Origin of the sequence: Microbacterium aurum (genome assembly GCF_016907815.1) — a bacterium.
Taxonomy (GTDB): Bacteria; Actinomycetota; Actinomycetes; order Actinomycetales; family Microbacteriaceae; genus Microbacterium; species Microbacterium aurum.
Genome location: NZ_JAFBCQ010000001.1, coordinates 603,419 through 629,130, shown reverse-complemented (window position 1 = coordinate 629,130; position 25,712 = coordinate 603,419). Strand labels below are relative to the sequence as shown.

The 25,712-nt window shown below is 71.3% G+C and carries 32 protein-coding genes and 1 pseudogene; 10 read left to right on the top strand and 23 right to left on the bottom strand.

Features of this window, described 5'->3' with window-relative positions; all coding sequences use genetic code 11:
• Nucleotides 1-40 precede the first annotated feature (40 nt).
• From JOD60_RS03125 to JOD60_RS03095, 8 genes and pseudogenes are all read right to left on the bottom strand, one after another.
• Nucleotides 41-2,032: a bifunctional copper resistance protein CopD/cytochrome c oxidase assembly protein gene (locus JOD60_RS03125; RefSeq protein WP_076688469.1), complete on the bottom strand. Its 1,992-nt coding sequence runs from the start codon at nucleotides 2,030-2,032 to the stop codon at nucleotides 41-43.
• Between the two features lie 161 nt (nucleotides 2,033-2,193).
• On the bottom strand, nucleotides 2,194-2,472 hold the full coding sequence (locus JOD60_RS03120; RefSeq protein ID WP_076688467.1) for an HU family DNA-binding protein: 279 nt from the start codon (nucleotides 2,470-2,472) through the stop codon (nucleotides 2,194-2,196).
• Between the two features lie 249 nt (nucleotides 2,473-2,721).
• Complete coding sequence (rpsN, locus tag JOD60_RS03115) at nucleotides 2,722-3,027, bottom strand: 30S ribosomal protein S14 (protein ID WP_076688465.1); 306 nt, start codon at nucleotides 3,025-3,027, stop codon at nucleotides 2,722-2,724.
• A gap of 4 nt (nucleotides 3,028-3,031) precedes the next feature.
• Nucleotides 3,032-3,202: a 50S ribosomal protein L33 gene (rpmG, locus tag JOD60_RS03110; RefSeq protein ID WP_005051772.1), complete on the bottom strand. Its 171-nt coding sequence runs from the start codon at nucleotides 3,200-3,202 to the stop codon at nucleotides 3,032-3,034.
• Complete coding sequence (gene rpmB, locus JOD60_RS03105) at nucleotides 3,202-3,438, bottom strand: 50S ribosomal protein L28 (RefSeq protein WP_055987914.1); 237 nt, start codon at nucleotides 3,436-3,438, stop codon at nucleotides 3,202-3,204. The genes rpmG and rpmB overlap by 1 nt, the downstream gene beginning before the upstream one ends.
• A gap of 140 nt (nucleotides 3,439-3,578) precedes the next feature.
• Nucleotides 3,579-4,334 (bottom strand): hypothetical protein, encoded by a 756-nt coding sequence (locus JOD60_RS03100; RefSeq protein ID WP_076688463.1) that lies wholly within the window; start codon nucleotides 4,332-4,334, stop codon nucleotides 3,579-3,581.
• Nucleotides 4,335-4,416: 82 nt separating this feature from the next.
• Nucleotides 4,417-4,530, bottom strand: a pseudogene (locus JOD60_RS17285) (hypothetical protein); the annotation flags it as partial.
• A complete protein-coding gene (locus JOD60_RS03095; RefSeq protein WP_076688460.1) occupies nucleotides 4,527-5,531 on the bottom strand; it encodes a glycosyltransferase in 1,005 nt (334 codons plus the stop codon). The pseudogene JOD60_RS17285 and the gene JOD60_RS03095, both read right to left, overlap by 4 nt.
• Nucleotides 5,532-5,542: 11 nt before the next feature.
• Here JOD60_RS03095 and JOD60_RS03090 point away from each other — a divergent pair, with 11 nt between their 5' ends.
• Nucleotides 5,543-5,881, top strand: coding sequence for a hypothetical protein (locus JOD60_RS03090; protein ID WP_076688459.1), 339 nt, complete (start codon nucleotides 5,543-5,545; stop codon nucleotides 5,879-5,881).
• A 21-nt stretch (nucleotides 5,882-5,902) separates the two neighbouring features.
• Here the strand turns inward: JOD60_RS03090 and JOD60_RS03085 are convergent, their stop codons facing one another.
• The 8 genes from JOD60_RS03085 to JOD60_RS03050 all read right to left on the bottom strand — a co-directional run bounded on the left by JOD60_RS03085 (nucleotide 5,903) and on the right by JOD60_RS03050 (nucleotide 13,040).
• Nucleotides 5,903-6,562, bottom strand: coding sequence for a DNA-3-methyladenine glycosylase (locus tag JOD60_RS03085; RefSeq protein WP_076692024.1), 660 nt, complete (start codon nucleotides 6,560-6,562; stop codon nucleotides 5,903-5,905).
• Nucleotides 6,559-7,974 carry a hypothetical protein gene (locus tag JOD60_RS03080; protein ID WP_076688457.1) on the bottom strand — a complete coding sequence of 472 codons (1,416 nt, stop codon included), beginning with the start codon at nucleotides 7,972-7,974 and terminating at the stop codon, nucleotides 6,559-6,561. The genes JOD60_RS03085 and JOD60_RS03080 overlap by 4 nt, the downstream gene beginning before the upstream one ends.
• Complete coding sequence (locus JOD60_RS03075; protein ID WP_084201863.1) at nucleotides 7,964-8,836, bottom strand: TIGR03943 family putative permease subunit; 873 nt, start codon at nucleotides 8,834-8,836, stop codon at nucleotides 7,964-7,966. The genes JOD60_RS03080 and JOD60_RS03075 overlap by 11 nt, the downstream gene beginning before the upstream one ends.
• On the bottom strand, nucleotides 8,829-9,740 hold the full coding sequence (locus tag JOD60_RS03070; protein WP_084202117.1) for a permease: 912 nt from the start codon (nucleotides 9,738-9,740) through the stop codon (nucleotides 8,829-8,831). Before JOD60_RS03070 ends, JOD60_RS03075 begins: the two co-directional genes overlap by 8 nt.
• A gap of 143 nt (nucleotides 9,741-9,883) precedes the next feature.
• On the bottom strand, nucleotides 9,884-10,276 hold the full coding sequence (locus JOD60_RS03065) for a Fur family transcriptional regulator (RefSeq protein WP_076688453.1): 393 nt from the start codon (nucleotides 10,274-10,276) through the stop codon (nucleotides 9,884-9,886).
• A gap of 63 nt (nucleotides 10,277-10,339) precedes the next feature.
• On the bottom strand, nucleotides 10,340-11,200 hold the full coding sequence (locus JOD60_RS03060; protein WP_076688451.1) for a metal ABC transporter permease: 861 nt from the start codon (nucleotides 11,198-11,200) through the stop codon (nucleotides 10,340-10,342).
• Nucleotides 11,197-12,033 (bottom strand): metal ABC transporter ATP-binding protein, encoded by an 837-nt coding sequence (locus tag JOD60_RS03055; protein WP_076688449.1) that lies wholly within the window; start codon nucleotides 12,031-12,033, stop codon nucleotides 11,197-11,199. Before JOD60_RS03055 ends, JOD60_RS03060 begins: the two co-directional genes overlap by 4 nt.
• The gene (locus JOD60_RS03050; RefSeq protein WP_076692022.1) at nucleotides 12,030-13,040 is read right to left on the bottom strand and encodes a metal ABC transporter solute-binding protein, Zn/Mn family; all 1,011 of its coding nucleotides are present in this window, start codon (nucleotides 13,038-13,040) and stop codon (nucleotides 12,030-12,032) included. The genes JOD60_RS03055 and JOD60_RS03050 overlap by 4 nt, the downstream gene beginning before the upstream one ends.
• Before the next feature lie 75 nt (nucleotides 13,041-13,115).
• Between JOD60_RS03050 and JOD60_RS03045 the strand changes: the two genes are divergently transcribed.
• From JOD60_RS03045 to JOD60_RS03030, 4 genes are all read left to right on the top strand, one after another.
• Nucleotides 13,116-13,541 carry a DUF1801 domain-containing protein gene (locus JOD60_RS03045; protein ID WP_076688447.1) on the top strand — a complete coding sequence of 142 codons (426 nt, stop codon included), beginning with the start codon at nucleotides 13,116-13,118 and terminating at the stop codon, nucleotides 13,539-13,541.
• 263 nt (nucleotides 13,542-13,804) lie between these two features.
• Nucleotides 13,805-14,593, top strand: a complete 789-nt coding sequence (locus JOD60_RS03040) for an Ltp family lipoprotein (RefSeq protein ID WP_084201862.1) — start codon at nucleotides 13,805-13,807, stop codon at nucleotides 14,591-14,593.
• 29 nt (nucleotides 14,594-14,622) lie between these two features.
• On the top strand, nucleotides 14,623-14,994 hold the full coding sequence (locus JOD60_RS03035; RefSeq protein WP_076688443.1) for a PH domain-containing protein: 372 nt from the start codon (nucleotides 14,623-14,625) through the stop codon (nucleotides 14,992-14,994).
• Between the two features lie 173 nt (nucleotides 14,995-15,167).
• Entirely contained in the window at nucleotides 15,168-15,755 is a 588-nt protein-coding gene (locus JOD60_RS03030; protein WP_076688441.1) for a manganese efflux pump MntP, read from the top strand.
• 35 nt (nucleotides 15,756-15,790) lie between these two features.
• Here JOD60_RS03030 and JOD60_RS03025 read toward each other — a convergent pair whose 3' ends face one another.
• The 5 genes from JOD60_RS03025 to JOD60_RS03005 all read right to left on the bottom strand — a co-directional run bounded on the left by JOD60_RS03025 (nucleotide 15,791) and on the right by JOD60_RS03005 (nucleotide 20,878).
• Nucleotides 15,791-16,042, bottom strand: a complete 252-nt coding sequence (locus JOD60_RS03025; protein ID WP_076688439.1) for a DUF4287 domain-containing protein — start codon at nucleotides 16,040-16,042, stop codon at nucleotides 15,791-15,793.
• A gap of 35 nt (nucleotides 16,043-16,077) precedes the next feature.
• On the bottom strand, nucleotides 16,078-17,424 hold the full coding sequence (locus tag JOD60_RS03020) for a dihydrolipoamide acetyltransferase family protein (RefSeq protein ID WP_076688437.1): 1,347 nt from the start codon (nucleotides 17,422-17,424) through the stop codon (nucleotides 16,078-16,080).
• A 12-nt stretch (nucleotides 17,425-17,436) separates the two neighbouring features.
• Entirely contained in the window at nucleotides 17,437-18,414 is a 978-nt protein-coding gene (locus JOD60_RS03015) for an alpha-ketoacid dehydrogenase subunit beta (RefSeq protein WP_076688435.1), read from the bottom strand.
• Nucleotides 18,411-19,541, bottom strand: a complete 1,131-nt coding sequence (locus tag JOD60_RS03010) for a thiamine pyrophosphate-dependent enzyme (RefSeq protein ID WP_076688433.1) — start codon at nucleotides 19,539-19,541, stop codon at nucleotides 18,411-18,413. The genes JOD60_RS03015 and JOD60_RS03010 overlap by 4 nt, the downstream gene beginning before the upstream one ends.
• Nucleotides 19,542-19,810: 269 nt before the next feature.
• Entirely contained in the window at nucleotides 19,811-20,878 is a 1,068-nt protein-coding gene (locus JOD60_RS03005; RefSeq protein WP_076688431.1) for a histidinol-phosphate transaminase, read from the bottom strand.
• Between the two features lie 81 nt (nucleotides 20,879-20,959).
• Here JOD60_RS03005 and JOD60_RS03000 point away from each other — a divergent pair, with 81 nt between their 5' ends.
• Genes JOD60_RS03000 through JOD60_RS02990 form a run of 3 tightly spaced genes read left to right on the top strand, consistent with a single transcriptional unit; the run spans nucleotide 20,960 to nucleotide 21,977 of the window.
• Entirely contained in the window at nucleotides 20,960-21,166 is a 207-nt protein-coding gene (locus JOD60_RS03000) for a ribbon-helix-helix domain-containing protein (RefSeq protein WP_232321674.1), read from the top strand.
• Nucleotides 21,167-21,174: 8 nt separating this feature from the next.
• Nucleotides 21,175-21,531, top strand: a complete 357-nt coding sequence (locus JOD60_RS02995; protein ID WP_372430788.1) for a type II toxin-antitoxin system death-on-curing family toxin — start codon at nucleotides 21,175-21,177, stop codon at nucleotides 21,529-21,531.
• 50 nt (nucleotides 21,532-21,581) lie between these two features.
• Nucleotides 21,582-21,977, top strand: coding sequence for a phage holin family protein (locus tag JOD60_RS02990; RefSeq protein ID WP_076688427.1), 396 nt, complete (start codon nucleotides 21,582-21,584; stop codon nucleotides 21,975-21,977).
• A gap of 6 nt (nucleotides 21,978-21,983) precedes the next feature.
• On the opposite strand, the gene JOD60_RS02985 is transcribed toward JOD60_RS02990, so the two are convergent.
• On the bottom strand, nucleotides 21,984-23,252 hold the full coding sequence (locus JOD60_RS02985) for a hypothetical protein (RefSeq protein ID WP_076688425.1): 1,269 nt from the start codon (nucleotides 23,250-23,252) through the stop codon (nucleotides 21,984-21,986).
• Nucleotides 23,249-23,539 (bottom strand): hypothetical protein, encoded by a 291-nt coding sequence (locus JOD60_RS02980; protein WP_076688423.1) that lies wholly within the window; start codon nucleotides 23,537-23,539, stop codon nucleotides 23,249-23,251. Before JOD60_RS02980 ends, JOD60_RS02985 begins: the two co-directional genes overlap by 4 nt.
• A gap of 207 nt (nucleotides 23,540-23,746) precedes the next feature.
• On the opposite strand from JOD60_RS02980, the gene JOD60_RS02975 reads away from it, so the two are divergent.
• Complete coding sequence (locus JOD60_RS02975; protein WP_232321798.1) at nucleotides 23,747-24,187, top strand: low molecular weight protein-tyrosine-phosphatase; 441 nt, start codon at nucleotides 23,747-23,749, stop codon at nucleotides 24,185-24,187.
• 44 nt (nucleotides 24,188-24,231) lie between these two features.
• The gene (gene purB, locus JOD60_RS02970) at nucleotides 24,232-25,635 is read left to right on the top strand and encodes an adenylosuccinate lyase (RefSeq protein ID WP_076688421.1); all 1,404 of its coding nucleotides are present in this window, start codon (nucleotides 24,232-24,234) and stop codon (nucleotides 25,633-25,635) included.
• The last annotated feature ends 77 nt before the right edge of the window (nucleotides 25,636-25,712 follow it).

Here is a 25,712-nt window from a genome sequence, read left to right as displayed (position 1 = left end):
CGAGCGAGCGCCCGACGCCCGGCATCCGTCGGCGACGGCTTCAGCGGGTGGCGCGGGCGTCGCGCTCGGCGAGGGCGGCGAGGCGGGCGTTGTACTCCTCGAGCTCGGCGTCGCCGGTGCGGTCGGCGTGCCGGTCGCTGCGGCGCTGGGCGCGGTCATCCGACCGGCTCCACTGGATCGCCACCGTGATCGCGAGGATGAGCGTCGGGATCTCCCCGATCGACCACGCGATGCCGCCGCCGGTGTACTGATCCACGAGCGGCGGGTCGCCCCACGTGCGCCCCATGGATCCGAACCACTCCGCGACGAAGAGCCCCGTCGACATCATGATCGCGATGCCGAAGAACGCGTGCATCGCCATGACGCCGATGAGGGTCAGCAGCCGGAACGGATACGGGTAACGCAGCGGCACCGGGTCGATGCCGACGAGTGACTGCACGAACAGGTATCCCGAGATGAGGAAGTGCGCCACCATCCACTCGTGCCCGAGGTGGTCGTACAGGGTCCACCGGAACAGGTCGGTGTAATAGAAGGCCCACAGCGACCCGATGAACATCGCCGCTGCGAACAGGGGGTGGGTGATGACGCGCGCGAACGGGGTGTGCACGGCCCACAGGATCCACTCCCGGCCGCCGCGCGTGCCGTCGTCGCGCTTGGCGATGGCGCGGGATGCCAGGGTCACCGGCGCCCCGAACACGAGCAGCATCGGGATCGCCATGGACAGCAGCATGTGCCCGACCATGTGGATGCTGAACAGGTAGTCCTGGTACGCGTTGATCGGGCCGCTCGTCACCCACAGCAGCAGGAGCATGCCGCAGACCCAGAGGATCGTACGGTAGAGCGGCCACCGGTCGCCGCGGCGGTGCAGCCGCCAGACGCCCGCGAGGTAGAAGAACAGGCCGAAGCCCACCGCGAACGCCCACAGCAGGTCGATGTCCCAGCGGGTGAGCCACTCGGTGATCGTGAGCTCCGGCGGCAGCGGGGAGCCGGTGAGGATGATGGCGGGTGTCTGATCGACGATCGTCGTGTCCACCGGAGGCGGCGTGCGCGACAGCGCCACCGCAGCCCCGGACGCGATGCCCATGAACGCCAGCTCGAGCGCGATGAGGCCCCAGAAGCGGCGGGTCGCGGCATCCGTCGCCTTCTCGTCGTCGGCGCCGATGCGTCCGATGAGGCCGCGCCGGTACCGGGCGCCGAGCGCACCGATCGCGAGCAGGGCGACGACCTTCACGGCGAGGATCGCCCCGTACGGCGAGAGCAGGTTCTCCCACGTCAGCAGGCCCACCGCGGCGCGCGCGACGCCCGACAGCGCCACGACGACGAACGCGGCCAGGGCGATGCTGGAGTACCGCGTCAGGACGTGCGAGAGCGCCACGCGGTCGAGTTGCGGGCGCAGCACGACCAGCAGCAGCACGCCGCCGAGCCACACCGCCGCGGCGATGATGTGCAGCGCCAGGGAGACGACGGCGGTGTTGTGGCCCGACTCCTCGCCGGAGTGCCCCTGCGTCGCGATGGGGACGAGGGATGCCGCCGCCAGCACCGCCACGATGAGGGTCGACGTCCAGCCGCGGACGGCGAAGGTCAGCACGGTGAGGGCGGCGCCGGCGATGGTCGTGAGCGACCAGGCGCGGCCGAGCTCGGTGTCGACGAGGAACCGGCCGAGCTGTCCGCCGAACTCCGCTCCGGCGTTCGGGGCCGAGGGGATGACGCTCAGGAACGTGAGAAACGCCGTCGCTCCGCTCGCGACGGTGAACACCGCGGCGCCGACGGATGCCGTGTCGAGCGCCGTGTCGAAGGGACGCTCTCCCGCGCGCAGCGCGAACAGCGCCAGCACGAGCGCGCCGAGCATCGTGGCCGCCGAGAGGTTGACCGCCAGCGTGGCCACCGGAAGACCCCAGCGGACGATGGGTCCCGGGTCGAGCAGCAGCAGGGGCGCCGCGCCGCCGCCGTAGGCGAGTCCCGCGATCAGTGCCGCGAGCGCGGCCACGACGAGGATCGCCGGACCGCCGTAGCGGAGGCTGCGGGTGGACACCCATCCAGCCTACGCGGGCCGCAGCGGCCCTCGCGCTGGCCGCAGGCCGCGCGCGGGGCGCGGGGCGCGGCGGGCTAGGTATGGTCGCGGGGTCTCAGCCCCTGGACATGCAGAAGGGGGATGCTTCGCGGCATCCCCCTTCTGCGGCGTTGCGGGCGGAGTTACTTGACCGCAGCCTTGAGCTTCGAGCCGGCGGTCACCTTGACGCGCTTGCCCGCGGCGATCTTGATCTCCTCGCCGGTCTGCGGGTTGCGGCCGGTGCGAGCGGCCGTGGCGACCGGCTCGAACGAGAGGAAGCCGGGGATCGTGACCTTCTCGCCCTTGGCGACGGCCTCGGAGACGGCCGAGAACAGGCCGTCGACGACGCGGCCGACGGTGGCCTGGCTCTCGCCGGTGGCGCTGGCGATGCTGGCGACGAGTTCGGTCTTGGTGATAGCCATGGGGTTGTCCTCCAGACGGCAGCTTCTGCCGCCTTCAGTGAGATCGGACCGGATGCGGTGCACCCGGGTTGGTCGGTGGGACCGCCCCCGAATATACCCACGAACCGCGGAAATCCGCGGATTTCCGGTCGTTACACGTCATCTTCCCCGGCGTGTCGCCCTCAGATTGGGACGCGTGTGGCTGCTGTGAACGCCGAAGGCCCGGACCTCCGAGAGGAGGTCCAGGCCTTCACTGTGATTGCGAGGGGCTTACCAGCTCGACTTGGTCACACCGGGCAGCTCGCCCTTGTGCGCCATGTCGCGGAAACGGACGCGCGAGATGCCGAACTTCGACAGGTAGCCGCGGGGGCGACCGTCGATGGCGTCGCGGCCACGCAGGCGCACGGGCGACGCGTTGCGGGGCAGCTTCTGCAGGCCGACGCGGGCGGCCTCGCGGGCCTCGTCGGTGGCGTTCGGGTCGACGAGGGTCTTCTTCAGCTCGGCACGCTTCTCGGCGTAACGGGCGACGACCTCCTCGCGCTGCTTGTTGCGCGCGATCTTGCTCTTCTTGGCCATGAGATCAGCGCTCCTCTCGGAATTCGACGTGCTTGCGGATCACCGGGTCGTACTTCTTCAGCACGATGCGGTCGGGGTTGTTGCGACGGTTCTTACGCGTCACGTAGGTGTACCCCGTGCCGGCGGTCGAACGGAGCTTGATGATCGGACGGACGTCCTGAGCCTTCTTCGCCATTAGAGCTTCACACCCTTCGCGATGAGGTCCTTCACGACCGACTCGATGCCGCGGGCGTCAATGACCTTGATGCCCTTGGCCGACACGTTCAACGTGATCTTGCGACCGAGCGAAGGAACGAAGTAGGTCTTCTTCTGCACGTTCGGGTCGAAGCGGCGCTTCGTCCGGCGGTGCGAGTGCGAGATGTTGTGACCGAAGCCGGGAACTGCTCCAGTCACCTGGCACACTGCTGCCATAGTGATGTCTCCTTAGTACCGTGCGGCCGGACGGCCCCACCCAAGATCCCTTGTCTGCACCCACGCTCCGGCAGGCCGATTGCGGCCGTTCGAGAGGGAATGGGCACGAACCACGCGCTGGAGTGCGCGCAGACAAAGAGTCAGTCTAGCACGGGGTGGCCTGCGGCGATCACCTGCTCCGGGTCCCACGCGGCGACGATCGTCCGCAGCCGCGCGAGGTCGGAGCCGTAGATCCTCTCCGGGTCGCCAGGACGCTCGGTGAAGTTCTTCAACGCTCGCGGCGCCGCATACGGGTCGAGCACGCGGGCGAACGCCATCGCGGCAGCGGCTACCTCCGGCGCCGCCTCGGGCACCGGCACGATCCCGACGGCGAACGCCAGGCCGTCGCCGGGAACGTCGGGCGTGAGCGCACCGCCGAGGTGTCGCAGTTCGACCGACAGCAGGGCGCCGGATGCCGGAGCGAGCGCCGCGTCGAGGAAACCGGCGACGGCGGCCTCGGACAGCTCCGCCAGCAGCACGCTCTCGCCGAAAGCCGGCGACGGCTGCGGCGGGTCGCCGTGGACGGTGGCGAGCTCGGCCGGCGGCATGGGGCGCATGGAGTCGACGGTCGGCGCGAGGGCGCGCAGCGGTGCGAGCAGGGCGGCGACCTCCTCGGCATCGGCGTGCACCGCCGCCTCGACGGCGACGAACTGCTGCCCCCGCATCGCCTCGGGCAGGTCGGGAAGCGGCGGGAAGCGCAGCACGCGGACGAGGGAGGTGACCGTATCGGGCACGGCACCGATCCATGCATGCCAGGCATGAACGACATCCGCTGCCCGGTCGAGCGGCCACATCAGCCCTCCCGCCCAGACGCCCACCGAGGCGGCCATGCCTGCGACCGCGGCGAGGTCGTGCATGGCCGCCGCGGCAGCGACGTCCCCCCCATACCGCTCCGGAGCCGACCCGGGCGGTCCCCACCGCCGGATCGATGTCGACGTCGCGCAGCCGCGACGTCCGGAGCAGGATCGTGTCGTCGAGAGACCGCAGCGCACCGGCCGCGTGTCCCGTCGACTGCGGTGCGACGCGCAACCCGAACCGGCGCGCGGCGGTCACGACGATGGCGACGTCGTCGACGTCGGCCGGAATGGCGACGGCCGTCGGGTTCTGGTCGACGGTGAGCTGCCACGCCCGGCGGGCGTCGTCCCAGCCGTCGTCTCCGGGCAGCAGCAGGTCGCCGCCCGCAGCACCGCCTCGATGCCGGCGGGCCCGGGCGCTGCCGTCACCGGCGCCCCGATGCGGGCGGCGTGCGCGCGGAACGACGGCTCCGCCAGCAGGCGGTCGACCGCCCCGACGATCGCGCGCTCGTCGATGCGCCCGCCGGCGCCCTTTCGCGGTCGCAGCCGCAACCCGGCGCCGCTCCACGCAACCCGGGCCGACACCTCCGACTTGTCTTCGGTATTGCCGGTGGCGACGATGGGCACGCCGTGGGCGAGTGCGTAGTGCACGCCGCCGCACCCGCCGTTGGTGACGAAGGCCGACAGGTGCGGGAAGAGCCGGTCGTAGGGCAGATAGGGCGCGACGCGGGCGTTGGCCGGGATCGCCGCCGGCAGGTCGCGGCCACCCGTCGAGGCGACGACGAGAACGTCACGGTCGGCGAGGGCTCGGAGTTTCGGCAGCACGAGATCGTCGAGCGATGTGTTGGCCACCGTTCCCTGCGTCACATGGACGACCGGGCGCGACCCGTCGAGGTCGCCCCACCAGTCCGGCACGGCCAGGTCGGGGGATGCCGAGGCGAGCGACGCAGGGCCGACGAAGTGCACCGGCGTCGTGAGGTCGGAGCGCGGGTACTCGAACTCGGGCACGCTGAACTGGACGACGGCGTCGGCGAGCGCCGGGTAGTTCATCGCCGGCGTCGACAGCTCGTGCCCGGTGGCCTCCCGCGCAATGCGCGCGGCATCGCGTTGCAGATCGGCGAACACGAGCCGGTCGGTGGTCCAGATGAGGAGGCTGTTACGCAGGCGTCCGAGCGGCCCACTCAGAGGCGGGATGCCGAGGGCGAACGGCGCCGTGTCGCGGCTGCGCAGCCCCAGCGGGACGATCCCGAGGCTCAGCACCGGGAGAGGAGATGCTCACGTTCCACCTCGGGTTCGTGGCCGAGGCGAACGCGCGGGTCGCCCGCCTCTGGCCCCGGATCCTCGACGCCGCCGCCGGCGATGCCGAGGTGGGCCGTCGCCTCGAGCAGCTGCAGCACAACCGCCGCTTCGACATGCTCAGTTCGATCCGCGAGTACCGATCGAAGGGCCTCTGCCACAGTGCGCGGCCCGACGCCGAACTCGCCGACGAGCTGTCGTTCCTCATCTCACCGGAGAGCTACACCCAGCTCGTCGTCGACGCGAAATGGTCGATGACGCGCTACCGGGCGTGGATGCTCCGCGCCGTCCGGCGCCTGATCCTCGAAGATTAGGCACGCGCCGAGGCGGCGCCGTCAGAGCGCCGCCGCGCCCCGCCCCCACCGGAACGCCGACACCGTGGGGTCACCGGCGATCCAGAACCGCCACGGGTATGCCGCCGTCCCCGCCACGCCGGCGACCCCCACGCGGGGGCCGGTGGCGATGTCGTCGCGGACGGATGCCGGCAGCCACAACCGCGCGACGGCGCCGGCCTGTGGCGTCCCCGCGACGGCGTCGATGCCGTCGTGGACCGGATGCCGCAGGCCCACCGCGTCGCCGAGCCGGCCGGGTCCGCGGGCGAGGTCGCGGGCGCTGCGCGCGGCCGGACGGCGCGAGAACGCGGCATCCTCCCCCTCGACGACCTCACCGCCGCGCAGCAGGACTCCCCCCGCGGACCCCTCGGCACCGCACACGACGTTGACGCACGAGTGGATGCCGTGGCTGAGGTACACGTACAGGTGCCCCGGCTCGCCCCACATCGTGGCGTTGCGGGCGGTCCGCCCCATGCGCGCGTGGGAACCGGGATCGGCGACGGGGCCGGTGCCCGCGCCGTGGTAGGCCTCGACCTCGGTGAGGCGCACCGCGACGGTGGCCCCCGCCACGGTGACCTGCAACACGCCGCCCAGCAGGCGCGGGGCCACCTCGACGGGCAACCCGGCGAGCTCCTCGCGGGTCGCGGGCGCGAGGCCGCTCATCCGCGCGGCGGGGTCTGGCACCACGAGATGTCGAAGCCGCTCAGGGCCACGACCTCGTCGCCGTCGGCGAGGGAGACCACGTGTGTCTGCACGCGCTCGGGGAGGGGCAGCTGGTAGCCGTCGTACGGGTTCGAGACGGCATCCGGCACGATGAGGAAGGCGGCGTAGCGGCCGCTCGGCGACACGCACGACTGCAGCAGCACGTCGGTCGGGTCGATCGAGAACACCGGTCGCGCCGCCCCGGTGCCGTCGACGACGTTGACGGTCGTCGACGTGACGGTGAATCCGTCGACCACCGCCAGCACGCGCAGCGTGTCGCCGCCGACGAGCGGGACGGTCGCGTTGACCTGGCCCAGGGCGGGATCGGTGGCCGGCAGCGGCGTCTCCTGCGCGGTCGCGAGGTCGACCGCGACCGGCCCGTCGACCCGCTCGACGACCGCTGTCGCCGACCCGCGCGCGATGCCGTCGATCGACACCGCGTTGCCGAGCGCGACCGGCGCCCCGCCCGAAGGCGAGACGAGCGTCAGCGCGCCGTCGTAGGTGAGCATGAGGATGCTGTCCGTGCCGGGCACGAACCGCCAGTCATCCACCCGCGACTCCCCGCCGGTGCGGAGCACCGGGGTGGGCTCGGCGTCCTGCTGGGCGGCGGTGAGCGACGCCGTGAACAGCAGCGCCTCCCGGGCGCCGGCGGTGCCGACGGCGGCGTCGGTGAACGTGTAGCCGATGAGGTCGCCCTTGTCGGCGCTCTGCAGGTTGGTGACGGTGCCCGCGCCCGGCAGCGGCAGCTCCCGCTCGTCCTGACCGTCGAGGTCGGTGACGATCAGGTGCGAGTCGCCGTCGTCGCCGAGCGTGGCGACCACGAGGTGGCTCGCCGTCGCGCGGAAGTCCTCGATGTGCGCGTTCGTGTAGACCGGGATGGCCGCGTCTCCCGCGAGATCGGTGCGGAAGATGGTGTCGCCGTCGCCGCCGCGCTGCAGCAGAAAGAACTGCAGCGGCGGGGTGGTGAACGACTCCCGGACGGATGCCGCGGGTCCCCCGCCGACGCCGGTGAGGCCGTCGATCGTCACGGTGTACGCGGTGTCGTCCCACAGCGGCTGGGTGAAGCGCACGCCGACGCTGCGACCCGACGTGTCGACGGTGAAGTCCGCCGCGGGGGTCACGGTCACCTGCGCCGGATCGACGTCGGCCAGGGACTGCGTCGTCGTGAAGATCATGCGGGATCCGGCGGCGCTGATGGCGGCATCCGGGTCGACGCTGACGTGCGTGACGCGCGGACCCTGCGCCGTCGTGACGGCCGCCCCGGCGAGACCGACGACGCCGAGCACCGCGACGACGAGGCCGAAGGCCCCGATGAACGCGCGCGAGCGTCGCCGCCGCGCCTGCTCGCGGCGGGTGCGGACCTCAGTACTCATACGGGTCCTTGGGCTGATCGATGACCGTCACGTCCGAGGCCTGCACCTGCAAGCGCCCGTCCGCGTCGCGGATCGTGCCGGTGACGGTGACCCACGTGCCGGTGCCGGGCGCGGTGCCGTCCGCGGCGATCGGCAGGCTCGCGGGCTGAGCGTCGATGACGCAGTGCGTGATGACCAGGCGCGTGAGCGAGAACCCCTCGTCGCCGGGGGTGACGAATCCGGTGAGGGTGATCTCGTCGCCGTCGAACGCCTCGGGATTGGTCGCCGTCGCGAAGACGCTCGCCCACTCCCCGACGCCGAACGACGCGGTGTCGCCGGTTGCCGCGAGCGCGACGGTGTCGGCGCCCTGGAACAGGGGGGGTGCGCCGGTGTCGCGTTGCATGGCGAGCTCGGCCGACAGGGTCGCCGGCGGCGTCAGCACGATGACCGCGACGATCCCCGTGGCGAGGATGCCGCCGGTCACCGTCGCCGCGGTTCCCAGCACGCCGGGCCCGTGGTGGTGGTGGTGCGGACGGGATCGGGGCGACGCGGCATCCGCGCGACGGAGCTGACCCCGCTGCTCATCCGGCGCAGAATGCGCGTCCGCGGCGCGGTGACCACCATTTGCGTCGGATGAACCGGGTGCGCCGGCCGCCGGCTCGTGCCCGTGGTCATGCCCGTGGTCGTTCTCCGCGCCCCGCGGCGGGGCGAAGCTCGCTGCGGCGCCGGCGAGCGCGACGATCGCCATCGACACCGCGAACCACGACGATTCCGGGTTGATGTAGAGGCCGAGCTGCCCGGTCAGCCAGAGCGCGAGGGTGACGGCGGCGAGGCCCGCCGCGAGTCCCACGCCCAGCAGGCGCGACCCGATGAGGCTACGCAAGGAGGTTCACCACCGATCCGACGGCGATGGCGAACAGCACGACGATCACGACGAGGCCCGCGAGCACGCGGGTGCGGAAGGTCGTGCGCAGCAGCGCCAGCATCTTGACGTCCACGAGGGGACCGACCAGCAGGAAGGCGACGATCGATCCGGGCGTGAAGGTCGAGGCGAACGACAGCGCGAAGAACGCGTCGACGTTCGAGCAGATCGAGACGATCATGGCGAGCGCGATCATCGCGATGATCGACAGCGCCGGGTTGGAACCGATCGCCAGCAGCGCGTCGCGCGGGACGAGCACCTGCACGGCGCCGGCGAGCGCCGATCCGATGACGAGGGCGGGCATGACCGCCCGTAGCTCCACGACGAACTGGGCGAGGCTGCGCTGTCCACGACCGGCGCGGTCGTGCCCGGCCTCCAGCGAGACCGCGCAGCTGTCGCGGAAGCGGTCGGTGAGGAGGGCGTCGGGGTCGGGATGCCGGCTGTACAGCCATCCGATGAGGTTCGCCACGGCGTAGCCGCCGAGGAGCCGCGCGATGAGGATGCCGTCGTCGAAGCCGAACGCCTGGTGCGTCGTGATGATGACGATCGGGTTGACGATGGGTGCGGCGATGAGGAAGGTCATCGTCTCGGAGACGCCGAACCCCCGCATCATGAGGCCGCGGGCGAACGGGACGTTGCCGCACTCGCACACCGGGATCAGCATGCCGAGCAGAGACAGCACGGCGCGGCGTGCCCATGCCGCGCGCGGCATCCAGCGCTCGATCACGCCCGGGGGCACCCACACCTGCACGACGATCGACAGCAGCACGCCGAGCACGACGAACGGCAGCGATTCGATCAGCACGCTGATCGACAGCGTCAGGCCGTCCTGCAGCCGCGTCGGCAGCGACGGCCCGGGGTTCATCAGCGCCAGCGCGACGAGGACCCCGACGACGACGACGCCGAGCCCCACGAGGGTGGCGGTGCGGCCGACCGAGCGCCCGGCATCCGTCGGCACAGCGCTCGGACGCCCCCTCCGCGACGCGGCGCGCGGCGCGTCGATGCGGCTCACGACGCCGCGGCGCAGTTCGCGCAGAGTCCGAAGATGTCCACGACGTGCTCGGCCTGAGTGAAGCCGTGCGCGGCGGCGGTGCGCTGCGCCCACGCTTCGACCTCGTGCGCCTCGATCTCGACGGCGAGGCCGCACGAGCGGCAGATGAGGTGGTGGTGGTGTCCGGCGGTGGAGCACGCGCGGTAGATGGCCTCGCCGTCGGGGCTCTGCAGCTGGTCGGCCTCGCCGCTGGCGGCGAGGGTGGCGAGCGCCCGGTAGACGGTCGCCAGTCCGATGCCGGTGTTCTCGCCGCGAAGGGTCGCGTGAAGCGTCTGCGCGCTGACGAAGCCGGGTGCGTCGGTCAGCGCCTCACGCACGCGGTCGCGTTGCCAGGTGTTGCGCTGAGCCATGCCGGGGAGTCTACTCGCGGGCTCTTGGAGGCGGCTGGGTGCGGCGCCCGCGGGACGGCGCGGTCATCGCGCCCGCGTGACGGCACCGCGACGGTTGCCGATGAGGCGGCAAACGAGGTAGATCGCGAACGAGATCGTCGTGATGTAGGGGCTCACCGGCAGGGTCCCCATGACGGCGAGGAGAATGCCGCCGACCGCGGCGACGATGCCGAACACCGCGGACAGGACGGGCACCGCGACGGGACCGGACGTGACCCGCGTCGCGGCGGCGGCGGGGGTCACGACGAGCGCCATCACGAGAAGCGCGCCGATGATGTGGACCGCGACGGCGACGACGAGCCCGAGCAGCAGCATGAACCCGAGCGACACCGCGACTGTTGGCACGCCCCGCGCGGCGGCGGACTGCGGGTCGAGCGAGTCGAACCGCAACGGCCGCCAGATGAGCAGCAGCGCGATGAGGACGAACGCGGAGATCCCGATCAGCCAACCTAGCTGCGCATTCTGCACCGAGACGATCTGCCCGGTGAGCAGGCCGAATCGGTTGGCGCTGCGGCCGTCGTAGAGGGAGAGGAACAGGATGCCGAGGCCGAGGCCGAACGGCATGAGCACACCGATGATCGAGTTGCGGTCGCGCGCGCGGGCGCCGAGCCAGCCGATGAGGCCGGCGGCGATCAGCGAGCCGACGATCGAGCCGGTGACGACGTCCGCTCCGACGAGCAGGGCTGCCGCGGCGCCGGCGAACGACAGCTCGCTGATGCCGTGGACCGCGAACGCCATGTCACGCTGCATGACGAAGACGCCGATGAGACCGCCGACGAGTCCCAGCACGGCGCCGGCCCAGATCGAGTTCGAGACGAGCGCGAGGATGTCGCCGTAGTCGGCGAGTCCGCCGAACATCGCGTCTCCGATGTCTGACCAGTTCACGCGTGGGCCTCGTGATCGTGATGGTGGTGGGAGGCCTCGGCATCCGGAGCTCCGACGACCACGAGCCGGTCGCCGGCGCGCAGCACGAAGACGGGGGCGCCGTAGAGGTCGGTGAGCACGGGCGAGGTGAGGACGTCCTTGGGCGTGCCGAGGGTGAAGCGTCCGTTCGCGATGTACAGGATGCGGTCGACCTTGCCGAGCACCGGGTTGATGTCGTGGGTCACCAGGAGCACCGCGGCGCCGGTCTTGCGGTGATCGTCGATGAGCCGGACGACGGCCTGCTGGTTGGCGAGGTCGAGGCTCGTGAGCGGCTCGTCGCACAGCAGCAGACGCGGGTCGTCGGCGAGGGCCTGGCCGACGCGCAGTCGCTGCTGCTCGCCGCCGGAGAGCACGCCCACCGGCTGATCGGCGAAGCTGCGGGCGCCGACGGCCTCGATGAGCTCCTCGACGCGCTGCCGGTCGCGGCGGCGCGGCAGGGGCAGGCCGAACCGGTGCCCGTCGACGCCGAGCGCGACGAGGTCGCGCCCCCGCATCGCGGTCTCGCGCGGCAGCGGGCGGGCTTGGGGCAGGTATCCGATGCGGCGGTTGCCGCGATGGTGCACCGGTGCGCCGAGTGCCGTGATCGATCCGGCGCTCAGCGGTTCAAGGCCGAGGATCGCGCGCAGCAGGGTCGTCTTGCCCGACCCGGACGGGCCGAGGACCGCGATGAGCTCTCCGGGGGCGACCTCGAGGTCGAGCCCCGCCCACAGCTCGCGGTCGCCGCGGCGCAGCGCCGCGCCGCTGATCGTCAGCGGCGCGGGCGCGTCCTGCGGGTCGGCTGTTGCGGCGGTCACCGGGTCAGCGTACCGGCGAGATCGCTGATGTTCTGCGCCATCCAGGTGAGGTAGGTGTCCCCCTCCGGGACGAGCTCGGTGAACTCGAGCACCGGGATGCCCGCGGCCTTCGCGGCATCCGTCACCTGCGTCGTCTCGGCACCGCCGGTCTGCGCGTTGATGATGACCGTGCTCACGTCGCCCGATTTCAGGATGTTCAGCGCCTCGAGCAGGGTCGCGGGGGGCACGTCCTGGCCCTCTTCGACGGCTTCGCTGAAGGCCGGCGGGGTCGCGTTCTCGAGCCCCGCCGCGGCGATCAGGTACAGCGGGACGGGCTCGGTCACGAAGACCTTCTGTCCGGTGTGGGCAGCCGCGATGTCCGCGAGGCTCGCCTCGAGGTCGTCGATGCCAGCGGCGAAGGTGGCGTAGTTCTGCTCGTACGTCGCGGCGCCCGCGGCGTCGATCTCGCCGAGCTCGTGCGCGATCTCCTCGGCGACGTGGGCGATGGTGTGGGGGTCGTACCAGACGTGCTCATTGAAGCCCTCGATGTGGTCGTGGCCCTCGTGATCGTGGTCGTCCGTCGGGGTGGCCGCGTCGGTCTCGTCGCCGTGGTCATGGTCGTCGTCGCTGTGCGCCTCGGCGCCGGGGTAGTCGTGCGAGAACTCGACGGCGGTGATGACGGGGGCCTCGGTGCCGGTCGCGTCGATGAGGCTGTCCATGAAGCTGTCGTAGCCGCCGCCGTTCTCGATGATGAGTCCGGCGCGGGAGATCGTGAGCTGGTCCTTCGCCGACGCCTCGTAGGAGTGCGGGTCCTGCGCCGTCGAGCTGATGATCGACGTCACGTCGACCCGGTCACCGCCGATCGCCGTTGCGATGTCGCCGTAGACGTTGGTCGACGCGACGACCTGGACCTTGCCGTCCGCCGCGGCGGATGAGCCGCTCGAGCCGGGGGTGGCACCGGCGCAGCCGGCGAGGGCGAGGACGGATGCCGCGGCGAGCGCGGCGGAGACGAGGTTCTTGCGAGGCATGACCACAAGCTTACGTCTATTGATAATCGTTCTCAAATCGACGAGACGTCTGACGCCCTGACGATAATGGGGCGCATGAGCGAGCCGAAGACCGTGCCGACGGATGCCGATGTGGACGCGTTCCTCGATGCCGTGGCACCCGCGGTGCGGCGGGACGACGGCATCCGGCTTGCCGAGATCTTTCGCGAGGCGACCGGTGCCGATCCGGTGATGTGGGGTCCGTCGATCGTGGGGTACGGCAGTTACCGTTACGTCTCCCCCTCCGACCCGCGTCGACGGGGCGACTGGCCGAAGACGGGTTTCTCGCCGCGGAAGGCGCAGTTGTCGCTGTACGGGCTGAAGGACGTGCCCGAGGGCGCGGAACTGCTGCCCGAGCTCGGCCGCTACACCGAGGGCACAGGGTGCGTCTACGTCAAGAAGCTCGCGGACATCGATGAGGAGGTGCTCCGGCGGCTCATCGGGATCGCCTGGACGCGGCAGGACGATCCGGAGCCGATCTGAAACGTCACTTGACCTCAGCAGGGTGATGTCGGCGCACCGCGGTACCGTGAGAAAGATGAGAGGTTTCTCATAATTCGCTTGGCACCACAGGAGTCCACATGTCCGACGTCCCCGTTCCCCCGCCTCACCCGCAAGGTCCCGTACCGCCTTACGCGGGCCCGACCCCTCCCCCCGCGGGGCCGACCCCACCTCCCCTCGGGCCGACGCCCCCGCCACACGCCGGGCCGACCCCGCCGCCGTATGCCGGAGCTCCAACAGCCCTTATGGGCGCGCCTGCGGCCCTCGCCGGATCTACTGCGCCGGCCGGACAGGGCAAGAGCTTCTTGACGACCTGGCTTCTCTCCTACTTCCTCGGAGTGATCGGTGTCGACCGTTTCTACCTCGGCAAAGTCGGCACCGGCATCCTGAAGTTGATCACCCTGGGTGGGGCCGGGATCTGGTGGCTGGTCGACCTGATCCTCACTCTCACGGGTTCGCAGAAGGACCGCTGGGGTCGCGGGCTGGTCGGTTACGACCAGCACAAGAAGATCGCGTGGATCGTGACAGGCGCGCTGGTGGCGCTGGGACTCATCATCGGAGCGGTCTCGCCGAAGGCGTCTCCCAGTAGCCTGCCTGCACCGGCGTCTTCGACGACCGTCGTCGAAGAGGCGGCCGACGACGAGACGGCCGTTGTGGAGACCGAGCCCGCCACGACCCCTGAAGCCACGGCCACCGTAGCTCCGCCCGTCCAGGCCGTCGCGCCTGCGCCCGCAGCGCCCGAGCTCACTCTCTCGCAGCAGAACGCCGTGCGGTCCGCATCGCAGTACCTCGACTACACAGCCTTCTCGCGCTCCGGGCTGATCGGCCAACTCGAGTACGAGGGGTACGCAACCGCTGATGCTGAGTTCGCCGTCGATCACCTTGCTCCTGACTGGAACCAGCAGGCGGCGCTGTCGGCTCAGTCCTACCTCGACTACACGTCCTTCTCACGCCAAGGACTTATCGACCAATTGATCTACGAGGGGTTCACGCCCGAGCAGGCAGAGTTCGGCACCGCCGCCGTCGGCTATTGACACCTCGGTAATCACCGAAAGGAACAACCATGGAAACTGGCGCCATCCTCACGTGGACACTTCAGCGTGAGATCCCGATTCCGGCGGATGTCTCGACCCTGCTGCTGCAGGGCGAGAACGCCGTCGCCGCATTCGCCACCTTCCGCGATTCAGCAATCTTCACGACCAAACGCCTCATCGTGCGCGACGCACAGGGGATGACCGGGAAGAAGGTCGAGATATATTCGCTGCCGTACTCCGCGATCAACATGTGGTCAAGCGAGAATGCCGGCACCCTCGATTGGAACTCCGAGCTCGAACTGTGGACGAGGGCCGGCCACATCAAGGTCAAGCTGGCCAAGGGCGTCGATGTGCGCCGACTCGACGCCCTGATCGGATGGGCCGTACTGCAGAGCCAGTGAGCACGTTGTTCCTGGACTGACCTGCGAAACTCAGTCCAGGAACAACACTCCGCTTCGGAGACCCGAAATGCTGACAATCGTGCGCTTGGCTTGAATCCAGCGTGGTCTCGCCGCGAAAGTAGAGGAGTCCCCCCGGCGCCGGCGCCGATTCCCCTGACGGTTTCGGAGCGCCGATGACCCCCTGGACCCTCGTCCTGCTCGCCCTCGGCCTGTCCGCCGACGCGTTCGCGGTCGCCCTCGGCAAGGGCCTGCAGCTGCGCGCGCACGTGCTGCGCACGGCGCTCGTCTTCGGCGCGGCGTTCGGCCTGGCGCAGGCGATCATGCCGCTCCTCGGATGGCTGCTCGGGTCGGCGTTCGCGGAGGCGATCGCGCCGTTCGACCACTGGATCTCGTTCGGCCTACTCGCCCTCGTCGGCGGCAAGATGCTGTGGGAGGCGCTGACCCCCGACGCGCCGGCGGACGCGCAGCATCCGGAGCACGTACACGACACCGAGGCGTTCACGGTGCGCGAGGTCGTGCTGCTCGCGGTCGCGACGAGCATCGACGCGCTCGCGGTGGGCGTCTCGTTCGCGTTCCTCGACGTCAACGTCGGCGTCGCCGTGGCGGCCATCGGCCTCGTGACCTTCGCCCTGTCGTTCGTGGCGGTGTTCGTGGGCTACCGGATCGGCACGCGCTTCCGCCGCCCGGCGGAGATCCTCGGCGGGCTCGTGCTGATCGGCATCGGCACGCAGATCCTCATCGAGCACCTGACCGCGGGCTGACGCACGCGCCCGCCGGGGCGCGCGGGCGTGCCGCGTCAGTCCGCGAGCTGGGCGCGGACGTACGCGACGATCGCGTTGGCGTGGCCGTGCCCGAGGCCGTGCTCGGTCTTGAGCGCGTCCACCACCGCCATGTGCGCGGCGCCGTCGTCGAGGCGCTCGACCACGATGTCGATCCAGTCCTGCACCGGCCTGCCGTAGGTCTTCTCGATGCTCGGGAAGTACGACGCCGGCCCCTTGGGCTTCTCGCCCGGGGCGATCACGGGGGCGCTCACGCGGCGACTCGTCATGGCCCGAGAGTACCCGCCGGTCGCGCCCGCCCATATCAGTCGAGCAGCAGCGCCGGCTCCTCGAGGATCGAGGCGATGTCGGCGATGAAGCGGCTCATGCCGTCGCCGTCGATGACGCGGTGGTCGAACGACCCCGACACCGTCGTGACGAAGCGCGGGCGCACCTCGCCGTCGACGACCCAGGGCTTCTGCCGGATCGTACCCATCGCGACGATCCCGGACTCGCCCGGGTTGATGATCGGGGTCCCGGCATCCATCCCGAAGACGCCGATGTTTGTGATCGTGATCGTGCCGCCCTGCTGGTCGGCGGGCGTCGTGCGGCCTTCGCGCGCCGTGAGCGTGAGCTTCTCGAGGGCGCGCGCGAGCTCGCGCATCGACAGGTCCTGGGCGTCCTTGATGTTCGGGACGAGCAGCCCGCGCGGCGTCGCCGCGGCGATGCCGAGGTTGACGTAGTTGCGCACGCGGATCTCGGCCGAGCCGTCCTCCTTGTCGACCCACGCCGCGCCGACCATGGGCGTACGGCGGACGGCCCAGATGACGGCGCGCGCCATGATCAGCAGCGGCGAGACCTTGATGTCGGCGAAGTCGGGCGATGCCTTCAGGCGCTTGACGAGCTCCATCGTGCGCGTCGCGTCGACGTCGGTCCACACCGACACGTGCGGCGCGGTGTAGGCCGAGCGCACCATGCCGGATGCCGTGGCCTTGCGCACCCCCTTGACCGGGATCGCCTCCTCGCGTCCGGCGACCGCCGGCGGAGCCGACGCAGCGGGGGCGGATGCCGGCGCCACCGCGATCGTCCGCTCCCGCTCGGCGGGGGCGTCAGGCGTCGCGATGTTGCGGAAGACGCTGGCCTGCTCGGCGTGGCGCACGACGTCGTCGCGGGTCACCTCCCCGGCCGGTCCCGACGGCGACACGTCGGCGAGCGTCACGCCCAGGTCGCGCGCGAGTTTGCGGACGGGGGGCTTGGCGACGACCCCGACCGACGCGCGGACGGTCTCGGTGCGCTCCGCGGGGCGCTTCCGCCGCGACGTCGCGCCCGCGCCGGTGCCGTACCCGACGAGCACGGCCCCCTCCCCCTCGACGGATGCCGCGGCCGGCTCTCCGTGGTCGGAACGGCCCGCGGCGGCATCCGGCTCACTGGCGGCACCGGCGATCGTGATGATCGGCGCGCCGACGGTGACGGTCTCGCCCTCGGGCGCGAGGAGCTCGCCGACGGTGCCGGCGAACGGCGACGGCAGCTCGACGAGCGACTTGGCGGTCTCGATCTCGACCAGCACGTCGTTGACGGCGACGGCATCGCCCGGCGCGACGCGCCACTGGACGATCTCGGCCTCGGTCAGTCCCTCGCCGACGTCGGGCAGGTGGAAGGTCTGCGTGCTCATGGAGACTCCCGGTCAGTAGGCGAGGGCGCGGTCCACGGCCTCGAGAATGCGGTCGGCATCGGGCAGGTACGTGCCCTCGAGCTTGGCGGGCGGGAACGGCACGTCGAAGCCCGACACGCGCAGGACGGGCGCCTCCAGCGCGAAGAACGCCCGCTCCATGACGGTCGCGGCGACCTCCGAGCCCACCGAGACGTTGCCCGGCGCCTCCTGCGCGTAGACCATGCGACCCGTGCGCCGCACCGAGTCGAGGATCGGTCCGTAGTCGATCGGCGACAGCGAGCGCACGTCGACGACCTCGCACGAGGTCCCCTCACTCTCGGCGAGCGCGGCCGCCTGCAGGAGCGTCGTGACCATGGCGCCGTGGCCGACGAGGGTCACGTCGGTGCCGCGGCGGACGACGCGCGACGCGTGCAGCGGCAGCGCACGCTCGGCGGTGTCGACCTCGCCCTTCAGCCAGTACTTCGCCTTCGGCTCGAGGAAGATCACCGGGTCGGGCGAGCGAATAGCGTCCTGGATCATCCAGTACGCGTCGTTCGGGGTCGACGGCGACACCACCCGCAGGCCCGGGGTGTGCGCGAAGTATGCCTCGGGGCTCTCCTGGTGGTGCTCGATCGCGCCGATGTGCCCGCCGTACGGGATGCGGATCACGACGGGGAGGGATGCTGCGCCCTCGAGCCGGTTCGTCAGCTTCGCCAGCTGCGTCGTGATCTGGTCGAACGCCGGGAAGACGAACCCGTCGAACTGGATCTCCACGACCGGGCGGAAGCCGGCCAGCGCGAGACCGATCGCGGTGCCGACGAGGCCCGACTCGGCGAGCGGGCTGTCGATCACGCGCTGCTCGCCGAACTCGGCCTGCAGCCCCTCGGTCACGCGGAAGACGCCGCCGAGCTTGCCGATGTCCTCACCCATCAGCACGACGTGGTCGTCGGCGGCCATCGCGGCGCGCATGCCCGCCGTGAGCGCCTTCGCGAGCGCCATCGACTCCGTCATGCCGCACCTCCCTCGAACGAGGCCTCGTACTCCGTAAGCCAGCGCTGCTGCTCCTCGATCAGCGAGTGCGCCTCGCTGTACACGTGCGCGAACATCGCGTCGGGCTTGAGTCCGCCGAGCGCGTTCGTGCGCACGCGCACGTCGTCGGCGTAGGCCTGCGCCTCGGCATCCACCTCGGTGAAGAAGGATGCCGCGGCTCCCCGTCCCTCGAGGTACGCGCGCATGCGGGCGATGGGATCGCGGCGCACCCACGACTGCTCCTCGTCGGTGGTGCGGTACTTCGTGGGGTCATCGCTCGTGGTGTGGGCGCCCAGGCGGTAGGTCATCGCCTCGATCGCCTGCGGGCCGCCGCCGGCGCGCGCCTCGTCGAGCGCGAGCTTGCTGACGGCGTAGCTGGCGAGCACGTCGTTGCCGTCGACAAGGGCGGACGGCATGCCGTAGCCCGCGCCGCGGCGGTACAGCGGGCCCCGCGACTGGGTCGCGACCGGCACCGAGATCGCCCACTGGTTGTTCTGCAGAAAGAACACCTGCGGCGTGCGGTACGTGTTCGCGAAGACCATCGCCTCGTGCACGTCGCCCTGGCTCGATGCGCCGTCGCCGTAGTAGACGATGACGGCCTCGTCGCGCTGGGGGTCGCCCGTGCCGCAGCGCTTGTCGAACACGAGCCCCATGCCGTATCCCGTCGCGTGCAGGGTCTGCGACCCGAGCACGAGCGTGTAGATGTGCACGTTGCCGTTGCGGGGGTCCGTCGGATCCCAGCCGCCGTGCGTGAGGCCGCGCATCACACGGATGATGTCGATCGGGTCGACGCCGCGCGTCGTCGCGACGACGTGCTCGCGGTACGACGGGAAGATGTGGTCCTGCGCGCGGGCGGCGCGCACCGATCCGACCTGCGCGGCCTCCTGCCCGAGGGACGGCGGCCACAGCGCGAGCTGTCCCTGTCGCTGCAGGTTCGTCGCCTGCTGGTCGAAGGCGCGCACCATCACCATGTCGCGGTAGAACATCTCGAGATCGCTGTCGGCGAGCGCGTCGATGAGCGGCAGGTAGCGCTCGGCTTCGGGGGTGGGAGCGAACGTCCCGTCGGAGGCCAGGACGCGCACGAGTGCCGGGTCGTCAGGCGGGGTCATCCTCCCACGCTAGACCCGATCACATGCGCGGCTCTGCATGAGCGGGACAACGGATGCCGGAATCCTCCGTAGCCGGCCGACAACCGGCATCCGTCGCCCGGCGGCGGCCGGCCGCGACCGGCGGCGCCCACCGCACCCATCCCCACCGCTCCAGCCGCGAGACACCGTTCCTGCACCGAGACACCGGTGCACAGAGTCGGTCTCGGTGCAGAGACCGCGTCTCACGCGACAGGGGCGGTGCGCGACAGGGGCGGGGCAGGCGCAGCGCGTCAGCGCGGGGCGACGGATGCCGCGACGTCGACGACCCGGTCGAGGGACTCCTCCTCGCCCACCGTGATGCGCACGCCGTCACCGGCGAAGGGACGCACGATGAGGTCCTGCGCCTCGAACGCGGCGGCCACCTCGAGCGCGCGGTCGCCGGCGGGCAGCCACACGAAGTTGCCCTGCGCCTCCGGGACGTCCCAGCCGGCCTCGCGCAGCCGCGCGGCCAGCCGGTCGCGGCGCTGCGCGATGACGCCGACGCGCTCCAGGAGCTCGTCCTCGGCATCCAGGCTCGCCAGCGCCGCCTCCTCGGCGGCCGCCGTCACCGACAGCGGGATGCCGGTGGTGCGGGCGGCGGACAGGATGCGGGGGTCGCCCACGGCGTATCCGACACGCAGCCCCGCGAGGCCGTACGCCTTGGAGAAGGTGCGCAGCACGACGACGTTCGGGTGCCCCGTCGCGACCACACGGCGGCCGTCGACGGCGCCGGGTTGCGTGACGAACTCGGCGTAGGCCTCGTCGAGGACCACGAGCACATCGCCCGGCACGCGGGCGAGGAACGCGTCGAACGCGTCCTGCGTGACGACGGGACCGGTCGGATTGTTCGGACTGCAGACGATGATCATGCGCGTCCGGTCGGTGACGGCATCCGCCATCGCATCGAGGTCATGACCGCCTGCGGCGTCGTTGGGCACCGTGGCCGCCCTCGCGCCGGCGACCGTGGCGAGTCCGGGGTAGGCCTCGAACGAGCGCCACGAGAAGAGGATCTCGTCGCCGGGGCCGCTCGTGGCCTGGGCGAGCTGGTACAGGATCGACACCGATCCGGCGGCGACGTGCACCGCGTCGTCGGCGACGCCGTACCGCTCCGCGAGCCGCGCGCGCAGGCGCGGCGACGACGCGTCGGGGTACCGGTTGAACGCGCCGGCGGCGCTGACGGCCTCGACCACCCCCGGCAGCGGGTCGAAGGGGTTCTCGTTGCTGGAGAGCTTGAACGCCTCGGCCCCGGCCTGCCGGCCCTGCTTATAGGCGGGCAGGGCGGCGATCTCCGGGCGGATGCGGACGGGGAAGTCGGTCACGCCTCGATTCTAGGAGCGGGGATTCTCTGAGCGCGGGCCGCGAGCCTTGTGGTATCGAATCGGTGGCAATACCATTTTGGTATGGCCATGACACTGCGACTGCCCGAAGACCTCGACCGCAAGCTCGAAACCCTGGCGGCGGAACAGCACATCTCTAAGCATGCCCTGCTCATTCAAGCCGCGGAGGCGATCGTCGCGCGCAGCGGACGACGGGGCGAGATCCGCGGAGCGATCGACTTCGTGCGTACCCACGACGCCGAGCTGTTGCAACGGTTGGAAGACGCATGACGGAGTATGTGACCCTCGACGACGCGCTTCTCGTCGCGCAGGAATTCGGATTCCATGTCCGGGATCACGGCCTCCTGGCGTCGGCGCTCGCACGCCCTGCCACGACGGTTTTCGGCGCGGACGCGTACCCGTCGCTGGATCGGAAGGCCGCCGCGCTACTGGAAAGTGTGGTGAAGAACCAGCCCTTCTTCGACGGCAACAAGCGCAGCGGATGGACGCTCATGGTTTCCTTCCTCTGGATCAATGGGTACGTGCACAACTTCACGACCGATGTGGCCTTCGACCTCGTCGTCGGTGTCGCCGAAGGCCGCATCGACCTCGATGAGGCAGAGCATCGGATCGCGGCGCATCGCGTGCCTCGCTGACGCCATCGCCCATTCCCTGCGCCCCGCCGCCGTGTCAGACTGGCGGCACTATGCGCTTCCTCATCCGCGTCATCGTCAACGCCTTCGCGATCTGGGTCGTCACTCTGATCGCGGCTCTCCGCGTCACGGTCATCCCGTTCCCGCCGGGCGAGACGCTGCAGCTCGTGCTCACCCTGCTCGCGGTCGCGGCGATCTTCGCGATCGTCAACACGATCATCGGGACCGTGGTGAAGATCATCGCGTTCCCGCTGTACATCCTGACCCTGGGGCTCATCTCGCTCGTCATCAACGGGTTCCTGCTGTGGCTGACGGCGTGGCTCACCCACTGGTGGGGCTGGGGGCTGCGCGTCGAGGACTTCTGGCTCGGCGTCGTCGCCGCGCTCGTCATCTCCCTCATCAACTGGATCTTCGGCATCATCCTGCGCCCGCAGCTGAAGCGCCGCTGAGGCGCCTCACTCCGTCGCGGCGTAGACCGTGACGTCGGCGGATGCCGCGTCCCCCCAGCCGGCGAGGCGATCGCGGACGGCGGCCATGCGCGGGTCGGTCGAGTCGTCGAGCGCCCGCGCGGTCTCGAGGTACTCGCCCATCATGTGCGGCGCCACCAGCAGACCGTCCTGCGTCAGGGGGCTCGCCACCGTCCGCTCGGCGACGAAGCTGCCCGCCGCCCCCGCGCCGCCCGCGAGCCCGCCGGCGGCGAGCGCCGACACCAGGTCGTCGCCGTGGCGGAGGGCGACGCTGAGCGTGCCCTCCCCCACGTCGGCCTGCACCGGGCTGCCGAACGTGACGAGCATCGGCACCTCGTACGTCCCCGACAGGGCGACCGCCGTCACCGCCATCGCGCCCTGCGAGTACCCGACGAGGTTGACGGTCGCACCGGGGCGCGCCCCGGCATCCGTCAACGCCTGCGTGATGGCGTCGTACGACGTCGACCGCGCCCCGGTGTACAGCTCGAGGTTCGACGCCATGTCGAACGGCTCCGCCCCCGGGAGCATCCGCTGCGTTCCGGCGGCGTAGACGGTGAACTCCCGCGAGCCGTCGGCCCGCCGGTAGCGCTCCACGCGCACGCGGCCGTCACCGGAGGGGATGCGGCGGGCGAGCGCCGTCACCGAGTCCGGCGCCGTCGTCCGCCCTTCGCGCACGGGGGTGAGCTCGATCCGGCGGGGCTCCCCCGTCGGGGGCGCCGAGGGCGTGCCGCGGCCGACCCGGTCGATGAGGCCGACGTACGCCGGTCCGACGAGGAAGCTGCCCAGTCCCCCGCCGAGGAGGAAGGCGTAGCGGCCGAGGTGGGTCGTGAGCGCGTCGTCGCGGCCGTGGCGCCACGCGTCGGAGACCTGCTCGGCGCGCGCGGGCAGCTCCGGATCGAATCCCGCCAGTTCGCGCCGGCGCTTCTCGAGCATCTCGGCCAGCCGCACGTCGCCGCCGGCGCGGGCCGCCTCGGCCTGGGCCGACAGCTCCACGTACTCGTAGGTGTCGGCGAGCATCGTCAGGCCGCCGGCGACGGCCGCGGCGGCCTCCGCGCACTCCCGCGCCTCCCTCGTCGGAGTGAACAGGAACCGCCGGCCCTGCACCATCATGACGCTCTCGGCGCGGGCCAGCCCGTCGCGCACGCGCTCGCACCCGTCCGCCAGCAACCGCAGCTGAGCCGCCGCACCGCGGAGGCTCTCGGTGTCGACCGCGACCGCGCCGCCGCTGGAGATCTCGATGTCATCGGGGCCGGTCACGGGCTCACCCCGGTCAGCGCGGCGGCGGACTCGGTCCGCTGCATGTCGGCGAGGTCGCCGTCGCACGCGCCGAGCTCGGACACCAGCCGGTCGAGGCGCGCGATGAATTCGTGCATGGCGGCCCGGTAGTCATCGGCCGCGCGCGAGCGCCACCGCGTGCCGTCGGCGATGCCCATCGCGCGCAGCCGCAGGTCGGCGGCATCCGCCCGCGCATCGCGGACGAGGCCGCGGGCGGCGGCGAGCGCGGCGAGGACGGCATCGGCAGCGGGAGACGACGAGGGGTGCATGCCTGCCAGCGTGCCCGCGCGCCGCCGGCCGTGGGCGCGGGCGACCCCGATCGGTGGACAATCGGCGCGGATGGTCCGCTGGGGAGGAGGCGATGACCTCCCGGCCTGTGCACACCGGGCGACCTCGGCCAGAATGAACGGGTGCCCCGCAGTGTCGAGCCCTTCCGCGTGCTGTTCGTGTGCACGGGCAACATCTGCCGGTCGCCGATGGCCGAGATCGTCTTCCGCGGCTTCGCCGACCGCACCGGCCTCGGCACGCACGTCGTCTCGGCCAGCGCCGGCACCGGCGACTGGCACGTCGGCGAGCGCGCCGACGCGCGCACCCTCGATGCGCTCGCCCGTCGCGGCTACGACGGCGCCCGCCACCGCGCGCGGCAGTTCACGCTCGACGATTTCGACCGCCATGACCTCGTCGTCGCGCTCGACCGGTCGCACGAGCGCATCCTGTCCAGCTGGGCGCGCACGCAGGCGGATGCCGACAAGCTCGCGCTCCTGCTGTCGTTCGACCCCGGCGCGGGCGGCAACCTCGACGTGCCCGACCCCTACTATGCCGGGCCGCCGATGTTCGACGAGGTGCTCGGTATGATCGAGAGCGCGAGCCGGGCGCTCTTCCGGCAGCTCGAACCGGCGATCCGACCTCCGTCGTGAGCGCCCTCGCACGCCGACCCCACCCTGCGATCGGAGCCCGTGCCATGTCGACAGCGACCCCCAAGGCTTCGGCCACCCTGGCCGACCAGCCCCTGAGCCCCCTCGACGGCCGCTACCGCGGCGCCGTCGCAGGGCTGTCCGACTACCTGTCGGAGGCGGGGCTGAACCGTGCCCGCGTCGAGGTCGAGGTCGAGTGGATCATCGCACTGACCGACCGGTCGCTGTTCGGCTCGGCGCCGCTGACCGCCGACCAGCAGGAGCAGCTGCGGGCGCTGTACCGCGACTTTGGGCAGACCGAGATCGACTGGCTCGCCTCGACCGAGTCGGTCACCCGCCACGACGTCAAGGCCGTGGAGTACCTCGTCCGCGACCGGCTCGCGTCGCTGGGCCTGGACGCCGTCGCCGAGCTCACCCACTTCGCCTGCACGAGCGAGGACATCAACTCCGCGGCGTACGCCCTCACCGTCCGCCGCGCCGTCGAGAACGTCTGGCTGCCGAAGCTGCGCGCCGTGATCGAGGCGCTGTCGGCGCTCGCGCGCGAGCACCGCGATGCCGCGATGCTCTCCCGCACGCACGGCCAGCCCGCCACGCCGTCGACGATGGGCAAGGAGCTCGCCGTCTTCGCGTGGCGTCTCGAGCGCGTCGCGACGCAGATCGAGGGCGGCGAGTATCTCGCGAAGTTCTCCGGCGCGACCGGCACCTGGTCGGCGCACCTCGCCGCCGCCCCGGACATCGACTGGCCGGAGCTGTCGCGCACGTTCATCGAGGGCCTGGGCATCGGGTTCAACCCGCTGACGACGCAGATCGAATCGCACGACTGGCAGGTCGAGCTGTATGACCGGGTGCGTCACGCCGGCGGCATCCTGCACAATCTCGCGACCGACATCTGGACGTACATCGCGATGGGCTTCTTCGCCCAGATCCCCGTCGCGGGCGCGACCGGGTCGTCGACCATGCCGCACAAGATCAACCCGATCCGGTTCGAGAACGCCGAGGCGAACCTCGAGATCGCGGCGGGTCTGTTCACGACGCTCGCCTCGACGCTCGTGACGAGCCGCATGCAGCGCGACCTCACCGACTCGACGACGCAGCGGAACATCGGCGTCGCTTTCGGCCACTCCCTACTGGCGCTGGACAACCTGCAGCGCGGCCTCAAGGAGATCTCGCTCAGCCGCGACGTGCTGCTGGCCGACCTCGACGCGAACTGGGAGGTGCTCGCCGAGGCGATCCAGACCGTCGTGCGCGCCGAGATCGTCGCCGGGCGCTCGCAGATCACCGACCCGTACGCGCTGCTGAAGGAGCTGACCCGCGGGCGCCGCGTCGGCGGCCCCGAGCTGGCGGAGTTCGTGGGCGGCCTCGACATCGGCGACGAGGCGAAGGAGCGCCTGCTGGCGCTGACGCCGGCCGGCTACATCGGCCTCGCCGACGCGCTGGTCGACCGGGTCTGACCCGCCGCGCGTCGCAAAAGCAGGCTGAACCTAACCGAACGGGCGCCGCAGCGCCTGCCGCGGCCGATTCAGCCTGC

What these genes read in the sequence shown, in the direction of transcription:
- JOD60_RS03045 (WP_076688447.1), top strand. Translation starts at nt 13,116, where the DNA reads ATGAGCGAGCCGAAGACCGTGCCGACGGATGCCGATGTGGACGCGTTC.
- JOD60_RS03070 (WP_084202117.1), bottom strand. Translation starts at nt 9,740, where the DNA reads ATGAACCCCGGGCCGTCGCTGCCGACGCGGCTGCAGGACGGCCTGACG.
- JOD60_RS03085 (WP_076692024.1), bottom strand. Translation starts at nt 6,562, where the DNA reads ATGAGCGGCCTCGCGCCCGCGACCCGCGAGGAGCTCGCCGGGTTGCCC.
- JOD60_RS02990 (WP_076688427.1), top strand. Translation starts at nt 21,582, where the DNA reads ATGCGCTTCCTCATCCGCGTCATCGTCAACGCCTTCGCGATCTGGGTC.
- JOD60_RS03020 (WP_076688437.1), bottom strand. Translation starts at nt 17,424, where the DNA reads ATGAGCACGCAGACCTTCCACCTGCCCGACGTCGGCGAGGGACTGACC.
- purB (WP_076688421.1), top strand. Translation starts at nt 24,232, where the DNA reads ATGTCGACAGCGACCCCCAAGGCTTCGGCCACCCTGGCCGACCAGCCC.
- rpmG (WP_005051772.1), bottom strand. Translation starts at nt 3,202, where the DNA reads ATGGCGAAGAAGGCTCAGGACGTCCGTCCGATCATCAAGCTCCGTTCG.
- rpmB (WP_055987914.1), bottom strand. Translation starts at nt 3,438, where the DNA reads ATGGCAGCAGTGTGCCAGGTGACTGGAGCAGTTCCCGGCTTCGGTCAC.
- JOD60_RS03065 (WP_076688453.1), bottom strand. Translation starts at nt 10,276, where the DNA reads ATGGCTCAGCGCAACACCTGGCAACGCGACCGCGTGCGTGAGGCGCTG.
- JOD60_RS03120 (WP_076688467.1), bottom strand. Translation starts at nt 2,472, where the DNA reads ATGGCTATCACCAAGACCGAACTCGTCGCCAGCATCGCCAGCGCCACC.
- JOD60_RS03025 (WP_076688439.1), bottom strand. Translation starts at nt 16,042, where the DNA reads ATGACGAGTCGCCGCGTGAGCGCCCCCGTGATCGCCCCGGGCGAGAAG.
- JOD60_RS02975 (WP_232321798.1), top strand. Translation starts at nt 23,747, where the DNA reads ATGGCCGAGATCGTCTTCCGCGGCTTCGCCGACCGCACCGGCCTCGGC.
- JOD60_RS03010 (WP_076688433.1), bottom strand. Translation starts at nt 19,541, where the DNA reads ATGACCCCGCCTGACGACCCGGCACTCGTGCGCGTCCTGGCCTCCGAC.
- JOD60_RS03035 (WP_076688443.1), top strand. Translation starts at nt 14,623, where the DNA reads ATGGAAACTGGCGCCATCCTCACGTGGACACTTCAGCGTGAGATCCCG.
- JOD60_RS03015 (WP_076688435.1), bottom strand. Translation starts at nt 18,414, where the DNA reads ATGACGGAGTCGATGGCGCTCGCGAAGGCGCTCACGGCGGGCATGCGC.
- JOD60_RS03050 (WP_076692022.1), bottom strand. Translation starts at nt 13,040, where the DNA reads ATGCCTCGCAAGAACCTCGTCTCCGCCGCGCTCGCCGCGGCATCCGTC.
- JOD60_RS03040 (WP_084201862.1), top strand. Translation starts at nt 13,805, where the DNA reads ATGGGCGCGCCTGCGGCCCTCGCCGGATCTACTGCGCCGGCCGGACAG.
- JOD60_RS03000 (WP_232321674.1), top strand. Translation starts at nt 20,960, where the DNA reads ATGGCCATGACACTGCGACTGCCCGAAGACCTCGACCGCAAGCTCGAA.
- JOD60_RS03030 (WP_076688441.1), top strand. Translation starts at nt 15,168, where the DNA reads ATGACCCCCTGGACCCTCGTCCTGCTCGCCCTCGGCCTGTCCGCCGAC.
- rpsN (WP_076688465.1), bottom strand. Translation starts at nt 3,027, where the DNA reads ATGGCCAAGAAGAGCAAGATCGCGCGCAACAAGCAGCGCGAGGAGGTC.
- JOD60_RS03080 (WP_076688457.1), bottom strand. Translation starts at nt 7,974, where the DNA reads ATGAGTACTGAGGTCCGCACCCGCCGCGAGCAGGCGCGGCGGCGACGC.
- JOD60_RS02980 (WP_076688423.1), bottom strand. Translation starts at nt 23,539, where the DNA reads ATGCACCCCTCGTCGTCTCCCGCTGCCGATGCCGTCCTCGCCGCGCTC.
- JOD60_RS03090 (WP_076688459.1), top strand. Translation starts at nt 5,543, where the DNA reads ATGCTCACGTTCCACCTCGGGTTCGTGGCCGAGGCGAACGCGCGGGTC.
- JOD60_RS03100 (WP_076688463.1), bottom strand. Translation starts at nt 4,334, where the DNA reads ATGCACGACCTCGCCGCGGTCGCAGGCATGGCCGCCTCGGTGGGCGTC.